The sequence below is a fragment of the Ruegeria sp. CE9 genome, assembly GCF_056537425.1.
Genome location: NZ_JBQFRO010000002.1, coordinates 21,287 through 44,124 on the forward strand (window position 1 = coordinate 21,287; position 22,838 = coordinate 44,124).

Consider the following 22,838-nt stretch of genomic DNA (forward strand, 5'->3'; position numbering starts at 1 on the left):
ACCAGATTCCTGGCCAGCACCACTCTGGTTAAGCCTATCCAGTGAACGGCGCTCTGGATCTCATGCGTGCTGGGCAGTATCCACAGGGCTACAACTTTGAAGTGACGAGTGCCGCGCTAAGGTCAGGCGTTAGGTTGAAAATGCCTTGATTCTCCAAGTATCAATGCGAGATTTCAGACAGCTGTGCTAGGTTACGCGCGGCGCGGCCGGACCGGTCACGCCTTATGGCAATTTCGCCGAACGAGGGAGGAAAGTCATGTTTGCACGCATTACTCAATTCAAGATGAAGCCAGGCACGCGCGAGGCGGCGACGGCGAAAATGAATGATCTGAAATCCGACATCATGGGCATGCCCGGCATGCATAGTTTTACCAATGTGATGAACGAGGACGGCTCGGGCTATGTGATCTCGGTGGTCGAGAGCGAGGCGACTTCGAACGCAAACGCGCCCAAAGTGGCCGAGCTATGGGGTCAGTTCGCAGAGTTCCTTGAGGGCCCACCGACGCCGGTTGGGTACGATGTGGTTGCCCATTGGGATAAAGGGTGAGTCAGCGGGCGGGTTTTTCCCGCCCTTTTTTGACGCTGTGCGTAGGATGGGTGATTTCGCCCACCATGATGCCTAATAGGAATAGATCGGTGCGAGCATCCATCTCATTCTCGCTATACTCCCACGATTTTGGGTGAATGTAAGTTGAAAGTTATAATTAAATTAGTATGTTAGTCGCAAAAAGTAAGGAAAGTGCGACCTGCCGATGGATCTCAAACTCTTTAAGGGCCCGCTAATTACAGGCGCTAAAATATTGTGGCGGCACTCTGATCATGTCGCACCGTTTCTAAGGAGTCAGCTTTATCGTTCCAAAAGCACCAGAATTTCGATTGCTGCTATCGCCCGTATTGAAGTAGATGGTAAATTCTTGTTGGTCAGAAACAGGCATAGGCCAGGGTATTTTGGTCCGCTTGGCGGCGTCATTAAGTATTATCCAAGTGCGCTTCCCATCTTGGATAGCTTTGATTTTCAAAAAGAAGCTAAATCAGCGACGGACCCGGATCTGGAGTTCGATCTCCGTGGTAAAATCCCCGGAGCAAAGCTGGGTCTTTTTTTGCTTTGGTTAAATGAGCAGAAAGACCGAGAGAGTTCCACAGATGCATTGCGCCGCGAGATAATGGAGGAATCACGCGAGACTGATATGAGCTTGCGAGTCCAAGATGCGTTAGAGCCATTGCGGTACCGGTTGATAAGAACAATTCACGAAGGACCATACGTTCCGCATTCGCTAACATTTCCACAATACCGAAGGATCCAAGTCTTCTCGGCTGTTTCTGACAGTTTTTTCGACAAGTTTCGTGAACAGTACCTTGCCGACGAAAATGCGCCCTGTGTCGACTATTGTCTCGCTAGTATTGATGAAATCGAAAAGGGCCGTTTGAGTGGCTGTCAAGGAGAAGGTGTATCTGGAATGGAAGTTCTTCCAAATACCTCTTACCTCTTCAAATCGCAGATTCAAAAAAATGAAGCGGCGCCAATTTAGGGCGAAGTTTAAACACTCAGATTGGCATCACCTTTTCCTCCGCTTCACATTCCCACCCCGCTGCCCCGGCCTGCCAGCCGTTGACCGTCCGCGCGATTTCACCGCGTCTTCCGAGGCTTTCTCGACCGCCCATTGGCGCGCCATGGGGTCGTCGGCGACGGCGAGGTCGACCGCTTCCAGACGCTTGATCTCATCGCGGATGTTGGCGGCCTCTTCGAATTCCAGGTTCTCGGCGGCTTTGCGCATTTGCTCACGCAACCCGTCCAGATGGGCCTCCAAATTCGCACCGTGCATCGGTTTGTCGATGGTGGCGGTGACGCGGTTCATGTCGACATCACCTTCGTAGAGACCGGCCAGAACGTCCTCGACATTTTTCTTCACCGTTTCCGGCGTGATCCCGTGTTCTTCGTTATAAGCGAGCTGTTTGGCGCGGCGGCGGTTGGTTTCGCCCAAGGCGCGCTCCATCGAACCGGTGATCTTGTCGGCATACATGATCACCCGGCCATCGGCGTTCCGCGCGGCGCGACCAATGGTCTGGATCAGCGAGGTTTCCGAGCGCAGGAAGCCCTCTTTATCGGCGTCCAGAATGGCGACCAACCCGCATTCGGGGATGTCGAGCCCTTCGCGTAGCAGGTTGATGCCGACCAGCACGTCGAAGGCTCCCAACCGCAGGTCACGCAGGATTTCGATGCGTTCCAGCGTGTCGATATCCGAGTGCATATAGCGGACCTTGATGCCCTGCTCGTGCAGGTATTCGGTCAGGTCCTCGGCCATGCGTTTTGTCAGTGTGGTGACCAGCGTGCGGAAGCCGTTGGCGGCGACCTTGCGCACCTCATCCAGCAGGTCGTCCACCTGCATCGACACCGGGCGGATTTCAACCTCGGGGTCCAATAGGCCCGTGGGGCGGATCACCTGTTCGGTGAAGACGCCGCCGGTCTGTTCGATCTCCCACTTTGCCGGGGTGGCCGAGACAAAGACGGATTGCGGGCGCATCGCGTCCCATTCCTCGAACTTCAGCGGGCGGTTGTCCATGCAGGACGGCAGGCGGAATCCGTGTTCGGCCAGCGTGAACTTGCGCCGATAGTCGCCCCGGTACATGCCGCCGATCTGCGGGACAGAGACATGGGATTCGTCAGCAAAAACGATGGCGTTGTCGGGGATAAATTCGAACAGGGTCGGGGGCGGTTCGCCCGGCGCGCGGCCGGTCAGGTAGCGCGAGTAGTTCTCGATCCCGTTGCAGACGCCGGTGGCCTCAAGCATTTCCAGATCGAAATTAGTGCGCTGTTCCAGTCGCTGTGCTTCCAGCAGTTTGCCTTCGCCCACCAGCTGATCCAGCCGGATGCGCAGTTCCTTTTTGATCCCGATGATGGCCTGGTTCATCGTCGGCTTCGGCGTGACGTAGTGCGAATTCGCATAGACCCGCACCTGCTCCATCGTCGCGGCACGTTCGCCGGTCAGCGGGTCGAACTCGGTGATGGTTTCTAGTTCCTCGCCGAAGAACGAGAATTTCCAGGCGCGGTCCTCAAGGTGGGCCGGCCAGATTTCCAGCGAATCGCCACGCACGCGGAAGGACCCACGCTGAAACGCCTGATCGTTGCGGCGGTATTGCTGGGCGACCAGATCGGCCATCACCTGCCGCTGGTCATACTCGTGACCTACCTTCAGGTCCTGCGTCATCGCCCCATAGGTCTCAACCGAGCCGATACCGTAGATGCACGAAACCGAGGCCACGATGATCACGTCATCACGCTCCAACAGCGCCCGCGTGGCCGAGTGGCGCATCCGGTCGATCTGTTCGTTGATCTGCGATTCTTTCTCGATATACGTATCCGACCGCGGCACATAGGCCTCGGGTTGGTAGTAGTCATAGTAGGACACGAAATACTCGACCGAGTTCTCGGGGAAGAACCCTTTGAATTCACCGTACAACTGCGCGGCCAGCGTCTTATTCGGCGCAAGGATGATGGCGGGGCGCTGAGTTTCCTCAATCACCTTGGCCATGGTGAAGGTTTTACCTGTGCCCGTCGCGCCCAGCAGAACCTGATCGCGTTCCCCATCATTCACACCGCCAGCCAGCTCTTTGATCGCCGTGGGCTGGTCGCCCGCCGGAGCAAATTCGGTGTGCATGACAAACTGCTTGCCACCTTCCAGTTTCAGACGCGCACGCACGTCATCGGCGGTCAATTGTGTCTTGTCGGAATGGGCGTATGGCATAGGCAGGCTCCGGATCAGGCCCTTACATTTGTTCTTATTTTGTCCAGCTGCAAGGGCTGATCAGTGTTTGACGGGCTGCAATTGCGAATCCCTCCGCAATTTGCCTCATGGTTCTGGGGCCGCGCGCGGTCGGCCATCGCATTCACTGGTATATGCGCCACTGATGACAGTTTCCGGCATCAGACGTTCGACGCATCCGTGACATTTGTCATCTTGTCCCGGCGCGCGCTCTGACGCATAAACAGCCTCAGCCAAGTGAGTACGGAGAGGCGACATGCGCGCACGGATTTACCAGCCTTCGCGAAATGCGATGACTTCGGGAATGGCCAAAACCCGCAAGTGGGTTTTGGAATATGCCCCCGCTTCTGCGCGCGAGGTCGATCCGCTGATGGGCTGGACCTCATCCAATGATACTCAGACTCAGGTGCGCCTGAAATTCGACACCAAGGAAGAGGCGCTGGATTACGCCAAGGACAACGGTATCGACGCACAGGTGAGCGAACCGCATAAGCGCAAACCGAACCTGCGGGCGCGCGGTTATGGTGAAAACTTCGCCACCGACCGGCGCGCACCCTGGACGCACTGACAAGGCCCAGTGAATGATCGAGATTCGCGAAGCAGACCCCGGCGCCAAGGATCTGCGCCCGATCATTCAAGCGCATCTCGCCCATAGTTGGGATGCAACGCCCCAGACCTCGAACCACACGTTGGACATTGATGCCCTGCGCGAACCGGGCATTCGCTTTTGGGCGCTTTACGAAGAAAATCGGCCTCTGGGCTGCGGGGCGCTCAAGGTGCTGCCGGATGGCACGGCTGAGGTGAAATCGGTACATGTGATTGCGGCCGCGCGCGGCCGGGGTCTGGCGCGGGTGATCATGACCCATCTGGCCGATCTGGCCCAAGCCGAGGGCATTTCCGCGCTGGTCCTCGAAACCGGTGCCGAGCATCTTTCGGAATATGAGGATGCGCGCAAGCTCTATGAGGCGCTGGGTTATTCCTATTGCGGGCCGATCTATGGCTACGCGCCCGATCCCAATAGCGCGTTCATGCAATTGGACCTAGGGCCCGACGCATAGGAAATTGGGGCAACCTAAAAGCCACTTGGCGCAGTTTGACCCTGTGGCCTGCAGCCAGATGCGCAGGCCGCATCCATGCCCAAACTCGCAGAAAATCTGAAGAAGTGGCGAGCCGTGGAGGACTCGAACCCCCGACCTGAGAATTAGAAGTTCCCTGCTCTAATCCAGCTGAGCTAACGGCCCGGTCTTGTTCCGTTTGTATCAGTCAATCCTTTGGGTTTGTCAACTTGATAGAGGGTCAAAGCGGTCATCTGAAAATTGTATTAGTATCAGACTATTGGCAGGGCTGGTCAGACCTTTTTGGGAAAAGTCGACGAACCCGCCCGCAGTTCAAACTTGCGGCCCAGCGCGCGCTGCGTCACGTTTGAAATCACAGATTGTGATTCCAAACGGATGCGATGACAAACCCGGAAACCCTGCCCAGCCCGCATGAGGTCCAAAGCGCCATTCACAAGGTGCGCGGGCAGCGCGTGGTTTTGGCCGAAGACCTGGCGCAATTCTACGGCAAATCAGTCAGCGCCTTCAATCAGGCCGTCTCGCGCAATGCGGACCTGTTCGAAGGCTACCGCTTTCAGCTGACCGATGCCGAAGTCGCAGATTTGCAATCACAGAACGTGATTTCAAAACCCAAAGGCCGTGGTGGGCGGCGGGTCAACCCGTGGGTCTATACCGATTACGGTGTGGCCATCGCCTCGGCCCTGTTCAAAGATCCGCGCGCGATCAGGATCACGCGGATGATCACCGAAGCCTTCGTCGATGGCGCCAACGCACTGGCCGAAACCCCGCGCAACCCGCCGGAAGTCCTGCCCGCGAAAGGTGCCGAGCCTGCGCTGCTTCCCAACGGAGATCAGTTGCGCGATCTGGCCGAAAACATCCTCGATTCCGGGCAGCAGAGCCTTGTCGACTACATCGCCAATCCGACCACCAAACGGCAGCAGGCGGTGGCCACGATCATGAAAACGCTGGCCGAAACCGCCGGCGAAGAGGTGCGCACGCAACAAGACCGCCTGCGCCTGCGCATCGCGGAACGTTTGGCGACCGGTGACTATGCCGACGACGATGACCGGAAACAACTGCTGGAATTGCTGCACGCCATGAAGGCTTAGAGGCCCAGTTCAGCGCGCTTCTTCTTGGTCAGCTTGGCGACAACCAGATCATACGAGATAACGATATGATCGCGAAGCGAGGCATCGCTCATGCCGCGTTCCTCGTAAACCTGCAGCCACTTCATGCCACGTGATGCCAGATAGGGCGCTGGGCGGATGCCGGGTTCATCACCAAGAACCTCAAAGGCAAGATCAGTGGCCTTGAAGGTGAACGCGTCCTTGCCCTCATTCCAGCCGCAGATTGCGAACACCTTGCCACCCACTTTCCAGACATCGGCATTGCCCCATTGCACCACATGGCTTGTCGCTTTGAGGTCGGAACAAAAAGAGTTGAATTCATCACGTGTCATCGCCGGGACTGTGGCGCTCTGACCAAATTTAGGCAAGTCCCGAATGCGTCCATAAACCCTTTACCCCGCATTAACCTTGTTGCGTCAAATCATCAGTGATGAATAGCCAAAACTCTCCCCTCTCGCCCGAAATTTGGCTCAGCGATCTTTTCAGGTCCAAGGCCGTTCAGCAGGGTGGCGTGATCCGACGCAAGGCGCGTGATATCGAACGCATTGTCGGGATGGAGCGCTTTATGGCAGAAATTCACCGCCGCGGGTATCAAGTGGTGGAAAACTCGGGCCAGATCGTAATCTTTTGCAATCGCGCGCCGGTGCGCTGGCTCACCTGAGCTGCGCACCGCTTTCTTAAAAAGAAAGCGACCCGAAATCTTTCAAAGATTTCGAAACCCACATTTCATGGCTTCAGAAACTTAGCAGTGCCAACGGTCCGCTGTTTGGGGGGCTCGATACTCTGAGACGTGGTCTCGGTGTTTCTTCCCGGCATCGCAACGTTGCGTTGCTGTTGCAAGCCAAATGACCCGCAGGCGACACCATCGCCATCGGGATCATTGCGCTTGTGATATCCCGGACCACCTTCGCGGAATGGCCCAAAGCCCAACATCCCAACAGCATCGCAACCGGCCAGCGCCACCAGATGTATCACCGCTTCATGCCGCTCATAATCGGAGACGCGCAGGTAAACACCGATGGCGATCATTCCAGTGGTTATCGGCAGAGCCAGAACCATAAGAAGAATACGCAACGGTGACAGGGCCTGCCTGCGCAGTGCATCTGCCTTCCGCTGCCGCCGTGTCAAACGTGGGCTTGGTTCAGCCTCTTTCGCCACTTTCCCGCTCGTCATGACCAAGCTGTTACATGACCTATGTGGCAAAGCCATGGCCATACGAGCGCCCATATAAGAAAAAGGCGGGTATTACCGCACCACATGCACTGCACATTTGGCGTGGCGCACCACATGGGTCGCCGTCGAGCCCAGCAGCAAATCCTGCATGCCGGGGCGATGTGAGGCCATGATGATCAGATCAGGCTTGTTCACTTCGGCCCAATCCAGAATTGTGCGCCCGGAATGCCCTTCGATCACCAATCCTTTGGCGTTCGGCACACCCGAGGCCAATGTGTCCAACTCGGCCTGGATCGCCTTGCGTGCTTCCGAAAGATACTCGGCGGGCATGTAAGAGATCGCGTAATCCGGGATGTGTTCAACCACATGCAGCAGGGTGACCTCGGCCTCAGGCGTCGCCAGCAACTGCGCCAGCTTCAATGCGCCCGAGCTGTCCCGTTCAGCGTCAAAGGAAATGGGAACAAGGATATTGTGATACATGGCACGCGCCTCCGTAGTTGCGCTGTTATCCTGCGTCGCGCGTCAACGCTGCACCTTGATACAGATCAGCTATCACCAAATGTCTCGGCCACGTCATACATCACAGGCTCAAAGCTTTTGCACAGCTCGTTCAGCCTGCGATTGCGTTCCCGCATTTCCGGCGTCCGCAACATCGCCAGAAAGTCCTCGCGCCGCTCCCATTGCGAATAGTTGGCGATCCGGGTTTGGGCGTCATTCACATGCAGCCCGGCGGAAATGAACCCCGGCTGTTTTGAGATGAACTCGGCATAGGCGGCCGTCAGCGCTTCAAGAAGATCCTGGCAGGTTCCTGGGGTCATCTCGAATGTGGTGATGACGGTCTGATAACTGTTGGTCTTGGAAATCTGCGGCATCTGGCTTCTCCTTAACTAGCTCCCTCAAGCCTATCACAGCTTTTGAAAACGCCACCCTTTTCCTGCACATACAAGGCGGCAAGGGTCAAAAAACTTTCTCGAAGATGAACAAGATACTAACCATCCGTTAACCAAGTCTGCCGATGCTGCAGCTATGGCGCGTCAGGTTCTTCTCTATCTGCTGCTCGTTTTGCTGAGCACTCCGGCCTTCGCCGGGGCGTGGCTGCGCGAAAAAGGCTCAAGCTTCACCGCGCTCTCAGTCACCGCCTTCAAAGAAGAGGACGGGATCTACAAATACAAATCCGCGCTTTATGCCGAATGGGGGCTGAGGCCAAAACTGACGATCGGCCTGGATGCCGAAGAGCATCAGGATCTGTATGGGCACGCGCTGGTCTTTGCCCGCATTCCGGTTGCCGATCTCGGGCAGGCAGGCCGATTTGCCGCCGAGTTCGGTATCGGTGCGCACCACCGCCAATACGGCGCCTGGGCCATGTACAAAGCAACGCTCTCATATGGCAAAGGCATTCAAACCGGGATTGGCGGAGGATGGATCAATATCGACGCTGCAGTCGAGAACCGCACGCATGAGGCGCTGATCCACAAGCTGGATTTAACGGCTGGCCTGTCCTCGGGTCGGCGTATCGATCCGCTTTTGCAGATCGAAACTTCATATATTTCAGATCGCCCCTGGTATTGGCGGGTGCGACCCTCGCTGATGTATCGTCCGAAGACAGGAAAACTCACCTGGATTCTGGGCGCAGAACGCAATTCGAATGATAAGAATATCGGGATCAAATTTGCCCTTTGGCGCAGCTATTGAGAATGGGCCGCCTAAGGGAAGGCGGCCCACATCTCAATCAGGTATCGATCCGCAGGATTGTCGAGACTGCCCCCCGCAACCCTTCAGACCAGCGCAGACGAATATCACTTTGGCTCGCCCCCTGCCGAAGTTCGACATATGGCGCGACATAGCGTATCGCGTTCAGCGCAGTCCTGAGGCTTCCCAGCGCCACAACCGAGTCGCACCCGCGCGCCCTGCCCCCAAACGGCAGCTGCCCCTGTGAACTGACTGTCCAGGCCGAGGACGGAGAGCTTTGCGTATGCTGCACCCGCAACGGGTTGGCGCAAGGGGTGTCAATGCCGTGGAACGTATTGTTCTCGAAACAAACCCTCTTGTGCCGTTCCGGGTCGAGATCGGCAAAACTGGTGTCGACCCGATCCACCCTGTCGATCCGCACATTGTTGACGCGGAACTTGTTGCCGGTCACCGTCAGCCCGTTCAGGAAATGACCCGTGCCATGAGGCCGGATCACCAGATAGCTGAACCAGGGGGCAACATCGCTGGCATAAAAGATGTTGTCGGTGATGCTCAGCGCGCTGAACGAGAAACTGGTGAAATAATCCGGGTTCGCGTCATGCTCGTTGGTCCACTCGATAAAGCAGTTGTCGACATAGTTCTCAGCGATGGACGAACTGTTATAGCCGCCGATGATCACCAACCCGGCGTTGCGCACCCCGTTTGCGACGTTATCGCCCTGAAAGAAATGGTTGCCCAGCACCAGATTGTTGTCGCCGCTCAGCACCGCAAAATGATGGAACCGGGTGGCCCGGTTGTGGCGCAGCTTGACGTCGTTGGCATTGGCATTCAGCGCGATTGAGGTGCGATCCGGTACATCCAGACTTTCCTCGGTGGACAGGAACTGACAGCCATCGATCAACATTCCCTGGCATCCGCGCCCGATAGAGGTGACACCGCGATCCTTCGGGCGACTGATGAAACAGTCCTTCAGCACAAAGGTGTTCCCGCCCGCAGACAGCCGGATCGCGCTGCATCGACCGTTACACTGGAACTCGATCCCTTCCATGTTGAATTTCTGCAGCGCGCTGAATCCGCTGAAATCCAGCAGGTATTTGAACGAGGTAAAGGTAAAAGTCTGCGTACCCGCCGCATCATAGGTCGGCGCGCTCAGCGTGATCTCACCCGTGCTTTCGTTTTTCGACTGCACATAAACCTCGCGCCCGACGCCACTGCCGGTGACCAGCGACCCCACCGGGATATTGGCCACATTGGCCACATTGGTCAGCGTATCGGGATCAGACGGGCTGTATGTCGCGATTGAGGTGAAGGTCTCGGTATCCCAGTTCGAACTGCTTTTGACGTCAAACTGTCCGTTGCGCACCACCCGACGGGTGGCATACCCCGTCCGGTTCGGCACAGCCGCCGCCATATCGATGGGTTCGGTCACCGCAATCTTGCGCCCGCCCAGATCCAGCGATTCATGGTCCGAGCTATTTAACAGCGCCTGAAACGCCTTTTTAAACGCCAGCATCTCGTCACCAAAGGCGGTGATATAGGTCGGCAGATCGAAATTCTTGGTCAGCAGCAGCATCTTGTCGACCGGCATAGTAACGGTGCCGTCGAATGAGACCTCGGATGCCATATTAGTGTTCTCTTCCAGCCGGAACTCACCTTGCGGAATATAAACCTTGCGCCCGTTCGCCGCCTGATCCGCCGCCTCAAACGCCGCCGAGTCATCGGTAACGCCGTCGCCCACCGCCCCAAAATCGCGCACGTCGACCAAACCGATCATGTCCCGCAGGAAGACCGAGGTCACATCTGAGATCTCGATATCATCGACCCGCACCACCGCACCGTTCATGCCTTCGATATCCAGACCAAAGTGACCGTAAAGCGCCGCATTGCCCCACGGCATATCCACACCGGGGCGCAGCCCTGTGCCCACGATGGCCGTCACCTCATGCACTGTGCCATAGCCGGTCAGTTGCACCGCGGGGCCCTGCTCGACCAACCCGTCCACATGCGCATCTCCTGCACCACCGGCCCAGCCCGCGATCCGCACCTCGGGCAGCGGCCCACTGATCGCCTTCACCCGCGCCTTGATCTGCAGATAGCAGCCGGGCAACAAAGGCGTTTGCCCCATATAGCGCAGCCGCTGCGGTTCTGCCGTCTTGTAAATCTCCAGACAGCCCGCAAAATCCGCGTCCGCCGGGACAAATACGCCCGTACCCGACCCCTCATAGGTCGGAGAGCCCGGCGTGCCGTCGCCGCTGGACCAGACACCAAGACCAGCCGCATAGGCGGGCGGCATGAACACGATGCCGTCGGTGATTGCCTTGTTCATGTAAAATCCCTTTCCCAATCGCGCCAAGCACGCGCGCCAAAACCCGATACCGCCCGGACCATGAGCCCAAGCGCATGGGTCTGAGTATCGAAAAGGGATTAATCGCGGCTCTTACCACCGTGACGGTGGTGTTGCCTTAAGCCGCCGGGTCAGAATTACCCAGCAACTGCACGCCATTGATCTTCCAAAGGCCCTCTTGCTGGATCATCTGGTAATCCAGCAGATGCACCCGTCCGTCACCATCCGTGATCATGACCTTCTGCCACAGGGCTCCGTTAATCTCCCGCAGCTCCAGAAACCGCACATCCGCTGGCCGCCAGACCATCGGATAACCGCGCCGAACCATGACCCCGAAATTATCCGGATCGCCAAACATGCGCTGGATATTGGGGCTGGCAAAAGTGAAAGCGGTGGCAAAGTCATCCGCCTTGAACGCCTGTATCTGCGCCGAGATATTGGCCTCGATCTCGTCACTCTGAGCAAAAGCTCCGGATGCCAGTCCGGCACTCAGGGATAGGGCAAGCAATAATCGACGCATGGGGCCACCTCCTGAATCAAGAGTAGCCCCACGCGAGGTCAGGTCAAATCAGGCCAGTTCTCCGGCCAGCGCCTTGTCGATCAGGGCTATCGTCTCCGGCACGCCATAAAGCGCGATGAACCCACCGAACCGAGGCCCCTGCGACGCCCCCAGCAGCACCTCATAAAGCGCCGTGAACCAGCCGCGCATCGGATCAAACCGCTCGCGCCCGATGGAATAGACCACCGATTGCAGTGCCTCGTCTTCCATCGGCCCGTCATAGGCCTCCAACGCCGCCTTCAACGCCTCCAGCGCTTCGCGTTCCTGATCCGTCGGCGCGCGGTGCTGGCGCGTCGGTTTGACAAAATCGTTGAAGTAACGCACCGCAAAGCCCGCCGCCTCATCCAGATCGGGATGTGTCTCGGCGGTCGCCTCAGGCGCATACCGGCGAATGAAACCCCACAGCGCCTCTTTATCCTCGGCTCCCGAAACCGACGCGAGGTTAAGAAGCATCGCAAAGGGCACCATCAGCGTGGATTCAGGTACATTCCCACCGTGGATATGCCACACAGGATTGTTCAACTGCGCCTTCAGGTCCTGCCCCGGGTAGGCCCGCAATTGCTGATGATACTCATCATAAGCTTTCGGGATCACATCGAAATGCATCCGCTTCGCCGTCTTGGGCTTCTGGTACATGAAATAGGCCAGCGACTCGGTCGGCGCATAGGTCAGCCATTCATCAATCGAGACACCATTGCCCGAAGATTTCGAAATCTTCTGCCCGTTCTCATCGAGGAACAGCTCATACGAGAAATGCTCGGGCGCACGACCACCCAAGGCCCGGCAGATCGCGTCATAGATCTTTTCGTTGGTGGCATGTTCCTTGCCATACATCTCGAAATCAACGCCCAGCGCCGCCCAGCGCGCACCGAAATCCGGCTTCCACTGCAGCTTGACGTTTCCGCCGGTCACGGGCAGCGTCCATTCCTTGCCATCTTCATCGTCGAAAGTGACAGTGAAGGTCTCGGCGCAAACCTTCTTCATCGGCACATACAGAACCCGCCCCGTCTCGGGATGAATCGGCAAGAAAATCGAGTAGGTCTGTTGACGCTCTTCACGCAGGCTTTTCAGCATGATCGCCATCACGTCATCATACTTTTCAACGGCGCGTTTGAGGATTTCGTCAAACTGGCCCGAGCGGTAAAATTCACGCGCCGAATAGAATTCGTACTCGAACCCGAAGGTATCGAGGAACCGGCGCAGCATGGCGTTGTTATGTTCTCCAAAGCTGTCATGCGTGCCAAACGGGTCCGGCACCGAGGTCAGCGGGCATTGCAAATAATCCTGCAGCGCTTCGGGATTCGGCACATTGGTCGGCACCTTCCGCATCCCGTCCAGATCGTCCGAGAAGCAGATCAGCTTGGTGGGGATATCCGACAGCGCCTCAAACGCACGCTTGACCATCGTGGTCCGCGCCACCTCACCAAAGGTGCCGATATGCGGCAGACCCGAGGGGCCATAGCCCGTCTCAAACAGCACATATCCCTTCTCCGGAGCGCCCTGCTTATACCGTTTGAGCAACCGCCGCGCCTCTTCAAACGGCCACGCCTTGGACGTCATCGCGGTTTCACGCAGGTCAGACATTTGGATACTCCATCGGGAAACGTGCCAGACACCCCATGCGCCCAGACCGGCCCCTGTTATTGTGCAGGTGCAGTATGAGTCAATAAAGGGTGGGGAATTTAGCGTCGATTTGCTCAGTGAACGCAGCCCGGCGCCCGGTTCAACTCTTGCAAATCCCATGAAACAGATGCTTGATGACTGAATATTTCTAAACGGTTCTAACGACAGACTTTTTATGCAACCTATCCTCTTAAAGCGAAAAGAACTGGGAGCAGCTCTACACAAGCCCAGCTGCTGGCTTGGCGGTACGCCCCGCTTAGGCCCCATTGAATGGCCAAGATGTCCACACACGAACCGCCCAATGCACCTATTGGCACAGATCTCGCTGGAGGATTTGGCGCAGGCTCAAACACCACTTCCCAAAAGCGGTTGTCTCGCCTTCTTTTTCTCAACTGACACTGGAGGCGGACCACAAGAACCCTATTTTCCGGGACGTGTAATATATGTCGATGCCGCCGAAGACGAAACTCCAGAACCAGAAGACATCGGCCCCGTATACGGGGACGACCATAGCTACTATTTCAAATATGCATCCGACAGAATTCCTGGGCCTAAACAGTTTCTGCAAGCCCCGATTGGGTTCCATACGCTAGACATAGCCGCTGGTCACACGGACGCTGAGATTAAAGAGTGGCTCAAAGAGAACACCAATGCCGGGAATATGGAGCGTGTCCTCTTCAATCTACCCCGCCGTGGTGGAAAGCCGTGGCTCGGACTTAGTGCACAGCTTTGGGCATCAGACCTGCATCGTCGAAGATCAGACCTTTCGTTCTGGCGCGGCTTCTACCAGGACCGCTTGGAACGCACAGCTGCACAGTTGAAAGAACAGGATACCAATGGCATCCTTGGTCGGTTGCGCGCGCTCGTTTCTCCACCACCGCCCTTAAAGCCCTACGAACTGAGACGACTGAAAGAAGACAATGCGCGGGCTGACCAATTCCTGCAGGCCTATGATCGATTAGGCTCAGCATACGACTCAGCATTGAAGGAATGTGTCGATTGGGCATTCAACCTCGATCGCCTTGCCCCTCTGTCTGACAATGACCTTGAAGTCATGAAATCCAAATCGACGCACCTCAGCGCCGATTTCCGCGACCTCAGAGTGCCTTTATCGGGAGGATACCAATTGGTTGATCGCTACATCGGCTTGGACACCGCTTTGCTGCTAATGACCGAAGGTCGTTTTGATGCTTTGCCCGAGGGTTATATCGAGCGGATTAACGACATCCCTTTCGGGACTGGGAACGGGTGGTCAATGTGGCATCAGATCGGAGGTTCGGGCATTAATGTACAAGGCGCTCCGGAGAGGTTTCGCGACAGTTATATGCTAATTCAATTCGGCTCGGACATGTTAATGAATTGGCTATGGGGTGATGTGGGTACAGTGCAGGTCTGGATAACGCCGGAAGATATACAGAGCGGTCACTGGGAGCGAGCAGAGTTCACTCTTGAAGGGCATTGAGCTCTTCGATCATCATATCCTTATTGAGATGGCGATTGTTCGCTGTCGCTCGGAGCCGCTGGTGCGTTTGCAGGCCAGATTCCAATCGAGGTGTTGAACCTCCCCGCCCCCGCTCCTATCGTGCGGCAACCGACGTATCAATCAGGACGATCCCATGACCGAGCAAATCCCTCATCCCATGTCTCCGCAGGATTGCCTCGTGGCGATCATGGTCGCGGTGTCCGCCTCGGATGAGACCATTCGCACCGCCGAGCTGGTCAAGATCGAAGGCGCAGTCAACATGCTGCCGGTGTTTGCCGGTTACGATATCGACCGTATGCGCCGTGTCTCGCAGATCGTGTTTGACCTGTTTGAACAGGAGGATGGGTTGGATGCCCTGTTTGGCCTGATCCGCGAGAACCTGCCCGAGCGTTTGAATGAAACGGCCTATGCGCTGGCCTGCGACGTCGCAGCCGCTGATGGTTCGCTGGCTGAAACCGAACTGCGCCTGCTGGAAGAAATCCGTTACGAGCTCAGCATTGACCGCCTGCACGCCGCCGCAATCGAACGCGGTGCACGGGCGCGTCACACCACTTAACTGCCGTAGATCGTTCCCCACCGTTCGATCAGAGTGCGCTGCAAGCTGCGTGAGCGTCGGTTCCAGGCGCGGGCCCCATCCGGGCGTTCGCGCAACGCGCGCGGGATTGTCGCCCGATGCGCCGTATCCGCCGTGAAGATCGCAAAGGCCAGATCAATCCCGTCCGGCGTGGTCAGATAGCCCCCCAGACCAGACACAAAGTTCAGCGTCCCGGTTTTCGCATCCACCTTGATGGGATGATCCTTGACCGGCCGCCCGTTTTTGTCAGCCAAAGTGAACGAGCGCAAAAGGGGCCGCAATTCCTTGGACTGCCCCGCCGCAACCAACGCCTTGACCAGTCCCGCAGGGGCCATGCGCGACGCGCCATTGAGACCGGAATGGTCAAGCATCGCGATCCCCTCCGCACCAAAACGCTCTGCCGCCCAAAGGTTCATCTCGGCGGCCGAGTCCTCAAGGTTCTGCGGTTCAACCCCGCGCGCCTTCGTGGCCGCCAGACCAACCATTTCAGCGGTCAGATTGGTCGAATATCTCAGCATCCCCTTCAGAATGCTCACTAACGGGTCGCTCTGATGCACGACCAGAGCGGTCCCTTGCGGCACCTGCCGCGTCACCTGCACCCGGCCCAGGACGATGCCGTTCACCCGCGCCAGAGTGCGGAACACATCCCCGGCATAAAGCGCGGGCTTGCGCACCGGCAACCACCGCGCCCCCTCATTGCCCAGCGCGCCTTTGGCAACAGTCCAGCGATCCTGCCGCGCGCTTGGCTGATAGGTATAGATCGGCAGGCTGCGGTTCTCGACCTGCATCCGGGCCATCTCGACCGACGGTTTATAATTCGAACTGCGCGCATCCATGGTCACGCCATAACCAGAGCCTTCGCGTTTCCACTCGAAATGCACGCGGTTGAAATTCAGGGAAATCCCGCTGATCGACGGGCTATAACCCAGATGATCCGGCTGCCCGGGGTCGATACTGAACACATACGGCAAGGCACCGTCATAGACTTTGAACGCACCCTGCACCTCGACAATCCCGGCCTTGCGCAGATTGGCTGCCATGCTCGCCAGCGCATCAGTATCCAGCAGCGGGTCACCGCCACCCGCAAGGATCAGGTCGCCTTTTAGAGTGCCGTTCTCAATGGGCCCATCCGCGATCAGGCGCGTTTCGAACCGATGCTCTGGCCCTAAAACATCAAGCGCATAAAGCGCCGTCAGCGCCTTGGCGACGCTGGCTGGCGGCAGGCTCTGGCCCTCGCCAAAAACCTCCAGCGGGGTTCCGGTTTCCACATCGGCCACGGCAAAAACAACTTCGCCCTTCAGCCCTGCGGCCCGAACCAGCCGTTCGGCTCCGCTGGGCTGTGGCCCGCGCAGCACAGGGCGCAGTGACACCAAAGGCGCCTCGGCCAGACCCGTGCCTGGAACCAGAGACGCCCCCAATCCACCCAGAAATAAACGACGCGAAATACGATCAACCATGGGTCTATTAGAATCCCAGAGCTTTAATGCAGACAATCACTTGATTAAGATTATGCGCCGATAGGAGTCATTCGGGCAACACCCCATCGCCCCAGATGCCGCGATTGCGAAGATCAGTTGAACTCAGATCAACCATCGGCACGTTCACGAAACACCAGGCCGGAGCGTCCGCTCGCCCCAGCAAATGCCGCGCCTGCCCATCAATGCGGTACCTGGCATAAAGCCGCGCCGCCGGGGACATCCGGGCCGAAATCCGATCGCCGGGCCGCGCCACCACGCCCACCGGGATACTGTCCATGATCAGCCGCCAGTCTTTCCAGCGATGAAACTGCGCCAGATTATCCGCGCCCATCAACCAGACGAACCGGACGCCCGGATAAAGCCGCCTGAGCGCCGCCAACGTATCCGCCGTCGCCCGCGTCCCGGTCAGTGCTTCGATATCCGTGACCTCGACCCGCGGATGCTGCATGACATCGCGCGCCGCTGCGACCCGTTGTGCCAAGGGCGCAGGCCCGCGTTCCTTCAACGGATTGCCCGGCGACACCAGCCACCAAACCCGATCCAGCCCAAATGCCTTCATCGCCTCACGCGTCACATGCACATGGCCTTGATGCGGAGGATCAAACGACCCCCCGAACAAACCCACGACCTGCCCGGGCCGCGCATATGGTATGGCATATCGCTCCATCCCACGCTGATGTTCAGAACTGACGCGGCTTGTCAATCAATCGGCTGCACCACATCGCCTACCTTGACCCGTCCGGGTTGAACAACCTCTGCGCACCATCCCCCATGCCCCCGCACAGCGGAATAGCCCCCCTCGCCCAGCGCTTCCTCCATCCGGCTGCAAGGCGCACAGATCACAGTAAAACGCAAAATCGCTTCGCCAACCTGCACTTCACGCCCCTTGAGCGCCGCCAAATTGATCCCCGAAACCACCAGATTGCGCCGCAGGATTTCAGGCGCAACCACCCCCTGCCCCAAATAAGAGCCAATCGCCGCAAGATGCTCCTGCTGGATCAAAGTCGCCGCCCGCTTGCCTGCACGGCTGCGGTCTCCGTCGAGGCCGTCGGCTGAGATCATGGCCTCATCTACGGTAATCACCTCCGCCCGGCGTTCTGGCCGAAGGCCGATCCATTCGACACGTCCCGGCTGCGCCCACCCTGCGATGAGAGTTTTCAGTGACATTCCAGACTTTTCCTCCGCATCTCCTCCCCTCATTTAGCAGTCTGGCTCTTCCGAATGCAGTCGCTAATAGTAGCGCTGATTGATTTGTGAATTGGAGAACGACATGCCACGCCTGACCATACCAGAGCCCAAGATTAAGCTCTACGAAGACGGGTTTGCTGAGCACGATAAACTCTCACGCAGAGCTACAGGCGACAAGCTTTCAGAATTGGTCGAACGGATAAACGACCCACTGGTGATTGCTTTGGACGGAGCATGGGGCTCAGGCAAATCGTTCTTCCTGAAGTGCTGGGTGGGTGAACATCTGAAACGGAACCAGCATACGACACAAACTGTCTATTTCGATGCGTTCAAACATGATTATCTGGATGATCCGCTTGTTGCGTTGACCGGAGCGATTGCTAATCGGTTTCGAACATCTGAAGACAATCAACAAGAAGAGAACGAAAAACGGACACAAAACCTCAAGAAAACCGCGTGGGCTGTGAGCAAGGCTACTGGGCGAATTGGACTATCCGCAGTTACTTTCGGCGCAACCGAAATACTCAGCGATCTGGGTGATGAAATCGCGCAGTCTGTGGGTGAAGAAGCAAAAGCCTTCCTCAGCAAGGAGACGGGTGACAAGCAAGCGGATCAATTCTGGGATGCACATCAAGCGAAAATCGCGGCCATGGACGCATTTCGTCTCGCGCTTACCGATTTGACTGAACCCAAATCAGAGAACGGCGCTGACGCAAAACCCACTAAGAAACTTGTGATCGTTGTGGATGAGCTAGATCGATGTCGCCCCGATTATGCTCTGTCACTGCCGGAAACCATCAAACACTTCTTCGACGTCGAGGGCGTGCACTTCGTTCTTGGAGTGAACTTGAGGGAGTTAGAAAACAGTACTCGTGCCCGTTATGGACAGGGTGTAGACGCGTCTCTTTACCTTCAAAAGTTCACTACCGTTTCTCTCCGCCTCCAAAACCGGATAACAAACAGGAATATGCGTTCAGTTTACTTGAATTATTACGAATTTCTTGGTGATCAGATGCAAATCAAAGGTGACTATTACTACGAAATTGGCCAAACTTATTTAGAGCACTTGGCTGACAGTGCGGATTTATCCCTTCGAGGCATCCAACAATTTGCCCGATTGATTGCGACAACACCTTTCGCCTCGTCGAGCACAAACGAATATCGCCATTACCTTCTGGTGGGCCTCTTATTCTTCAAAGCATTCGCACCCAAGGTCATTCATCTGATCCGCGAAGGTCGAGTAACATGGGAAGAAGTAAGCCGGACGATCAAACCGCTATTTCCTCTGGAGGTAGATAAGAGCGAAATCGAAAAGCTCAGCGTCGCCTGGTTTCTTTGTTTCTCCGAAAACTTAACAGTCGACTTTTGGTCTGAATACTTTGGTGAGGATGTTCACTCACAACTCAACAGTTTTGACTCGAGTGTGCTCTACCATCTTCTTCGGAACTACGCAGACGTCTTTAAGCTCGCATGAATGTGGCAGCCGTGTTGAACAGCGGATTGCCCCCACCCTAACCATCCGCTATCACACCGCCCAACTCAATTTCCCCGACCCAGAGGACGCGACATGGCCGCCTATCAATATGTCTACCACATGCAGGGTGTCTCCAAGACCTATCCCGGTGGCAAAAAGTGCTTTGAAAACATCCACCTAAGCTTTCTACCCGGCGTGAAAATCGGTGTCGTCGGCGTCAACGGCGCAGGTAAATCGACGCTGATGAAGATCATGGCGGGCCTCGACACGGACTTCACCGGTGAGGCATGGGCGGCCGAGGGCGCCAAGGTCGGCTATCTGCCGCAGGAACCTCAGCTGGATGAATCGCTGACCGTCCGCGAGAACGTCATGCTGGGCGTGGCCGCGAAAAAGGCCAAGGTCGACCGCTTCAACGAAATCGCCATGGAGATCGCCGAGAACTACTCGGACGAGCTGATGGAAGAGATGACCACCCTGCAAGACGCGATCGACGCGGAAAACCTGTGGGACCTTGACAGCCAGATCGACGTTTCGATGGAGGCGCTGCGCTGCCCGCCGGATGATGCCAACATCGCCAACCTCTCGGGTGGTGAGAAACGCCGCGTGGCGCTGTGCAAGCTGCTGCTGGAAGCGCCTGACATGCTGCTGCTCGACGAACCGACCAACCACCTGGACGCCGAAACCATCGCCTGGCTGCAACAGCACCTGATCGACTACAAGGGCACCATCCTGATCGTCACCCACGACCGCTATTTCCTGGACGACATCACCGGCTGGATCCTCGAACTCGACCGCGGCCGCGGTATTCCCTACGAGGGCAACTATTCCGCATGGCTGGAACAAAAAGCCAAACGGCTGGAGCAGGAAGCCCGCGAGGATAAATCCAAGCAGAAGACTCTGCAACGCGAGTTGGAATGGATGCGTCAGGGCCAGAAGGCCCGTCAGGCCAAATCCAAGGCCCGGATCAACGCCTATAACGAACTGGCCGAACAGTCCGAGCGCGAGAAACTGACCCGCGCGCAGATCGTCATCCCCAACGGCCAGCGCCTTGGCGGCAAGGTGATCGAGGTCGAGGGCCTGTCGAAACACATGGGCGACAAGCAACTGATCGAAGGGCTGGACTTCGCTCTGCCCCCCGGCGGCATCGTCGGCGTCATCGGCCCCAACGGTGCGGGTAAATCGACGCTGTTCAAGATGCTCACCGGGCAGGAGCAGCCCGACAGCGGCACCATCACGCTGGGCGACACCGTCGAGCTGTCTTATGTCGACCAGTCCCGCGATGACCTGAAAGACAACGATACCGTGTGGGAGGCGATCACCGGCGGCGCCGAGATCATCCAACTGGGCGACGCGCAGGTCAATTCTCGTGCCTATTGCTCATCGTTCAACTTCAAGGGCGGTGATCAGCAGAAAAAGGTCTCTCTGCTATCCGGCGGTGAACGCAACCGCGTCCACATGGCCCGTCTGCTAAAAGAGGGTGGCAACGTGCTGCTGCTCGACGAACCGACCAACGACCTCGATGTCGAGACCCTGCGCGCGCTGGAAGATGCGCTGGTCGATTTCGCCGGCTGCGCCGTCGTCATCTCACACGACCGCTTCTTCCTCGACCGGATTTGCACGCATATTCTTGCCTTCGAGGGTGACGCTCATGTGGAATGGTTCGAGGGCAACTTCGAGGACTACGAAGAAGACAAAAAGCGCCGTCTTGGACCAGACGCGCTGGAGCCCAAGCGGTTGAAGCATAAGAAGTTCGTGCGCTAGATTTAGAAATGTGATAGTCTCCCAAAATATTTTATTGTTTGGGAGACTATTATTATGAAACGCAGGGACTTTGTTTTTTACTCACTACCATTCTTAGTTGCTTGCACTAATCAGGACGAATCAAACGTTACAGTAGAAGGTCTAATAGCAAGCGGATGTAAGGTGGCACTGAGTGCTGCAAGCGTTGTTGAGTTAGTTTCGATATTCTTTCCTGGCGCGGTGTCGCTTTCAGTTCAGCAAGCGAAATTAGTCGCAGAAGAATATTGCAAACGTTTTGACCAGCAAATTAAACCACAACGTTTACAGCCAGGCCAAGATGTAGACGTGACATTTGATGACGGGACTACGATTAGCGGAAAGTATCTGGGCGATACGGTATCGCAATGAAGTTAGTTGTGGCGAAAAACAACATCGTTTTCAGAAAATTAACAATAATTTGCTTTCTGGTTTTAGCAGCATGCGAAAATCCAGGCGGCTCGGCCCAGACCGAAATAGAAACCAACACGCCATCAGCGCCCAATGGTGGTTTGAGATCGGAATTATTGCGAGAATGCGGTGCAAACGTGGCCCGAGATCAGAATTTAATTAACATTCTCAACGACGGTCTTGGGGATAGTTCTTCGAAAATTGCAAAAAAATTCTGCGATCTGGCAAATACTCAGTATGATGGGGATTTGCTAAGCGAACCTCGGACAAAGGATATTGTATTGCCGTCAGGTAGCATCGTAACTGCAATTTTTTAATTAGCCAAATTGACTGGAAGGAGTCGGAAAATGTCTCTGACTGAATATGGCGTAGAGAGTTTTTTTGAGAACAGCGACGCTTCAAATTTTTCATTTTTGGAAAGAACTGACGGCGATAGTTCTTATCTATTAATTACTGAATATGCTGATGATGACAGCGGGCAGCATTTGTTCCTGAGTGAAAGCGGATTGCCATATCAATATATTGGCAGTGAAACTGTCATAGATATTGAAGATTACATTGCCGGACGTTTTGCGGTTTTTAGAGAAAGAACAGAAACTTGCAGCGCGTCTCATGAAAATGATCATCGCAAGGTTCATGAGTTTTGCGTTAGTGCAGAGGGAAACTACTCCTCAGCTTCTGGACCCGATGGAGGTAACTTGGCCTGTGTTTGGGCTGTGCGCCATCTCATTCAAGATGCTCTGGGTAGAAGCGTCCATGAAACAGATCTGACAACGAATTTCGAGCAAGAGCTTAATCATTGCTTTCCGAGTGATCTTGCTGCCGACGATATTCCACCGGGAGGAATCGTTATTTCACCGACTGAATTTATCATAGTGGATGGGAAATCTAAACGAGTCGCGACCGGCCATGTTGGTATTCTTGGGGAGGGCAATGGGGATAGTAGGTTAATCTATTCAAACTCGTCGAGCGCAGCAGATTGGAAACAGAATTTTACGGTTGGATCCTGGGTCAGAAGATATACTGAAAAAAAGGAACTCCCCACACGATTTTATCCGGTTCCGCTTTATGAGTGAGCAAGCGTAGGATGGGGTTTCACCCCATCACTCACTCAAAGACCCTA

Annotated in this window: 25 protein-coding genes and 1 tRNA gene; 14 read left to right on the forward strand and 12 right to left on the reverse strand. The window is 56.2% G+C overall.

The window, feature by feature from the left end:
- The first annotated feature begins 256 nt into the window (after positions 1-256).
- Positions 257-547, forward strand: coding sequence for an antibiotic biosynthesis monooxygenase family protein (locus tag ACR0B3_RS04580; protein ID WP_480808049.1), 291 nt, complete (start codon positions 257-259; stop codon positions 545-547).
- Positions 548-752: 205 nt separating this feature from the next.
- Positions 753-1,529, forward strand: coding sequence for an SMODS-associated NUDIX domain-containing protein (locus tag ACR0B3_RS04585; RefSeq protein WP_480808050.1), 777 nt, complete (start codon positions 753-755; stop codon positions 1,527-1,529).
- Positions 1,530-1,556: 27 nt separating this feature from the next.
- Here the strand turns inward: ACR0B3_RS04585 and uvrB are convergent, their stop codons facing one another.
- The gene (gene uvrB, locus ACR0B3_RS04590) at positions 1,557-3,743 is read right to left on the reverse strand and encodes an excinuclease ABC subunit UvrB (protein ID WP_170733624.1); all 2,187 of its coding nucleotides are present in this window, start codon (positions 3,741-3,743) and stop codon (positions 1,557-1,559) included.
- 274 nt (positions 3,744-4,017) lie between these two features.
- Between uvrB and ACR0B3_RS04595 the strand changes: the two genes are divergently transcribed.
- Positions 4,018-4,329, forward strand: a complete 312-nt coding sequence (locus ACR0B3_RS04595) for an ETC complex I subunit (RefSeq protein WP_010442452.1) — start codon at positions 4,018-4,020, stop codon at positions 4,327-4,329.
- A gap of 13 nt (positions 4,330-4,342) precedes the next feature.
- Complete coding sequence (locus ACR0B3_RS04600) at positions 4,343-4,819, forward strand: GNAT family N-acetyltransferase (protein WP_480808051.1); 477 nt, start codon at positions 4,343-4,345, stop codon at positions 4,817-4,819.
- Between the two features lie 105 nt (positions 4,820-4,924).
- On the opposite strand, the gene ACR0B3_RS04605 is transcribed toward ACR0B3_RS04600, so the two are convergent.
- A tRNA-Arg gene (locus ACR0B3_RS04605) sits at positions 4,925-5,002 on the reverse strand.
- Positions 5,003-5,217: 215 nt separating this feature from the next.
- Between ACR0B3_RS04605 and ACR0B3_RS04610 the strand changes: the two genes are divergently transcribed.
- Positions 5,218-5,925, forward strand: coding sequence for an ORF6N domain-containing protein (locus tag ACR0B3_RS04610; protein ID WP_480808052.1), 708 nt, complete (start codon positions 5,218-5,220; stop codon positions 5,923-5,925).
- Here ACR0B3_RS04610 and ACR0B3_RS04615 read toward each other — a convergent pair.
- Positions 5,922-6,275 (reverse strand): MmcQ/YjbR family DNA-binding protein, encoded by a 354-nt coding sequence (locus tag ACR0B3_RS04615; protein WP_170687250.1) that lies wholly within the window; start codon positions 6,273-6,275, stop codon positions 5,922-5,924. The genes ACR0B3_RS04610 and ACR0B3_RS04615 overlap by 4 nt on opposite strands.
- Before the next feature lie 179 nt (positions 6,276-6,454).
- Between ACR0B3_RS04615 and ACR0B3_RS04620 the strand changes: the two genes are divergently transcribed.
- Positions 6,455-6,604 carry a hypothetical protein gene (locus tag ACR0B3_RS04620; protein WP_480808053.1) on the forward strand — a complete coding sequence of 50 codons (150 nt, stop codon included), beginning with the start codon at positions 6,455-6,457 and terminating at the stop codon, positions 6,602-6,604.
- Between the two features lie 65 nt (positions 6,605-6,669).
- Here the strand turns inward: ACR0B3_RS04620 and ACR0B3_RS04625 are convergent, their stop codons facing one another.
- The 3 genes from ACR0B3_RS04625 to ACR0B3_RS04635 all read right to left on the reverse strand — a co-directional run bounded on the left by ACR0B3_RS04625 (position 6,670) and on the right by ACR0B3_RS04635 (position 7,988).
- Positions 6,670-7,116 (reverse strand): excalibur calcium-binding domain-containing protein, encoded by a 447-nt coding sequence (locus ACR0B3_RS04625; RefSeq protein WP_480808054.1) that lies wholly within the window; start codon positions 7,114-7,116, stop codon positions 6,670-6,672.
- Positions 7,117-7,188: 72 nt separating this feature from the next.
- Positions 7,189-7,596 (reverse strand): universal stress protein, encoded by a 408-nt coding sequence (locus tag ACR0B3_RS04630; RefSeq protein WP_480808055.1) that lies wholly within the window; start codon positions 7,594-7,596, stop codon positions 7,189-7,191.
- Between the two features lie 65 nt (positions 7,597-7,661).
- Positions 7,662-7,988 (reverse strand): antibiotic biosynthesis monooxygenase family protein, encoded by a 327-nt coding sequence (locus tag ACR0B3_RS04635; protein WP_170687253.1) that lies wholly within the window; start codon positions 7,986-7,988, stop codon positions 7,662-7,664.
- 154 nt (positions 7,989-8,142) lie between these two features.
- Here ACR0B3_RS04635 and ACR0B3_RS04640 point away from each other — a divergent pair, with 154 nt between their 5' ends.
- The gene (locus tag ACR0B3_RS04640) at positions 8,143-8,808 is read left to right on the forward strand and encodes a hypothetical protein (RefSeq protein WP_480808056.1); all 666 of its coding nucleotides are present in this window, start codon (positions 8,143-8,145) and stop codon (positions 8,806-8,808) included.
- Between the two features lie 37 nt (positions 8,809-8,845).
- On the opposite strand, the gene ACR0B3_RS04645 is transcribed toward ACR0B3_RS04640, so the two are convergent.
- From ACR0B3_RS04645 to ACR0B3_RS04655, 3 genes are all read right to left on the reverse strand, one after another.
- Positions 8,846-11,131: a glycosyl hydrolase family 28-related protein gene (locus tag ACR0B3_RS04645; protein WP_480808057.1), complete on the reverse strand. Its 2,286-nt coding sequence runs from the start codon at positions 11,129-11,131 to the stop codon at positions 8,846-8,848.
- Between the two features lie 136 nt (positions 11,132-11,267).
- Positions 11,268-11,669 (reverse strand): DUF4864 domain-containing protein, encoded by a 402-nt coding sequence (locus ACR0B3_RS04650; RefSeq protein ID WP_480593286.1) that lies wholly within the window; start codon positions 11,667-11,669, stop codon positions 11,268-11,270.
- Between the two features lie 48 nt (positions 11,670-11,717).
- Positions 11,718-13,292, reverse strand: a complete 1,575-nt coding sequence (locus tag ACR0B3_RS04655; protein WP_480593287.1) for a lysine--tRNA ligase — start codon at positions 13,290-13,292, stop codon at positions 11,718-11,720.
- 214 nt (positions 13,293-13,506) lie between these two features.
- Here ACR0B3_RS04655 and ACR0B3_RS04660 point away from each other — a divergent pair, with 214 nt between their 5' ends.
- Positions 13,507-14,793 (forward strand): DUF1963 domain-containing protein, encoded by a 1,287-nt coding sequence (locus ACR0B3_RS04660; protein ID WP_480808058.1) that lies wholly within the window; start codon positions 13,507-13,509, stop codon positions 14,791-14,793.
- 154 nt (positions 14,794-14,947) lie between these two features.
- Positions 14,948-15,370, forward strand: a complete 423-nt coding sequence (locus ACR0B3_RS04665) for a tellurite resistance TerB family protein (protein ID WP_480808059.1) — start codon at positions 14,948-14,950, stop codon at positions 15,368-15,370.
- Here the strand turns inward: ACR0B3_RS04665 and dacB are convergent.
- The 3 genes from dacB to ACR0B3_RS04680 form a co-directional block, all read right to left on the reverse strand.
- Entirely contained in the window at positions 15,367-16,845 is a 1,479-nt protein-coding gene (gene dacB / locus ACR0B3_RS04670) for a D-alanyl-D-alanine carboxypeptidase/D-alanyl-D-alanine endopeptidase (RefSeq protein WP_480808060.1), read from the reverse strand. The two genes, ACR0B3_RS04665 and dacB, sit on opposite strands and share 4 nt — an antisense overlap.
- Positions 16,846-16,912: 67 nt before the next feature.
- Entirely contained in the window at positions 16,913-17,533 is a 621-nt protein-coding gene (locus ACR0B3_RS04675) for a nicotinate-nucleotide adenylyltransferase (RefSeq protein ID WP_480808061.1), read from the reverse strand.
- Between the two features lie 32 nt (positions 17,534-17,565).
- Positions 17,566-18,033 (reverse strand): MOSC domain-containing protein, encoded by a 468-nt coding sequence (locus ACR0B3_RS04680; RefSeq protein WP_480808062.1) that lies wholly within the window; start codon positions 18,031-18,033, stop codon positions 17,566-17,568.
- A 103-nt stretch (positions 18,034-18,136) separates the two neighbouring features.
- Here ACR0B3_RS04680 and ACR0B3_RS04685 point away from each other — a divergent pair, with 103 nt between their 5' ends.
- The 5 genes from ACR0B3_RS04685 (at position 18,137) to ACR0B3_RS04705 (ending at position 22,791) form a co-directional block, all read left to right on the forward strand.
- A complete protein-coding gene (locus ACR0B3_RS04685; RefSeq protein ID WP_480808063.1) occupies positions 18,137-19,528 on the forward strand; it encodes a KAP family P-loop NTPase fold protein in 1,392 nt (463 codons plus the stop codon).
- 93 nt (positions 19,529-19,621) lie between these two features.
- Positions 19,622-21,289 (forward strand): energy-dependent translational throttle protein EttA, encoded by a 1,668-nt coding sequence (gene ettA, locus ACR0B3_RS04690; protein WP_480486725.1) that lies wholly within the window; start codon positions 19,622-19,624, stop codon positions 21,287-21,289.
- Between the two features lie 54 nt (positions 21,290-21,343).
- Positions 21,344-21,676 (forward strand): hypothetical protein, encoded by a 333-nt coding sequence (locus tag ACR0B3_RS04695; RefSeq protein ID WP_480808064.1) that lies wholly within the window; start codon positions 21,344-21,346, stop codon positions 21,674-21,676.
- The gene (locus ACR0B3_RS04700) at positions 21,673-22,032 is read left to right on the forward strand and encodes a hypothetical protein (RefSeq protein WP_480808065.1); all 360 of its coding nucleotides are present in this window, start codon (positions 21,673-21,675) and stop codon (positions 22,030-22,032) included. Before ACR0B3_RS04695 ends, ACR0B3_RS04700 begins: the two co-directional genes overlap by 4 nt.
- Positions 22,033-22,062: 30 nt before the next feature.
- Entirely contained in the window at positions 22,063-22,791 is a 729-nt protein-coding gene (locus ACR0B3_RS04705; protein ID WP_480808066.1) for a hypothetical protein, read from the forward strand.
- The last annotated feature ends 47 nt before the right edge of the window (positions 22,792-22,838 follow it).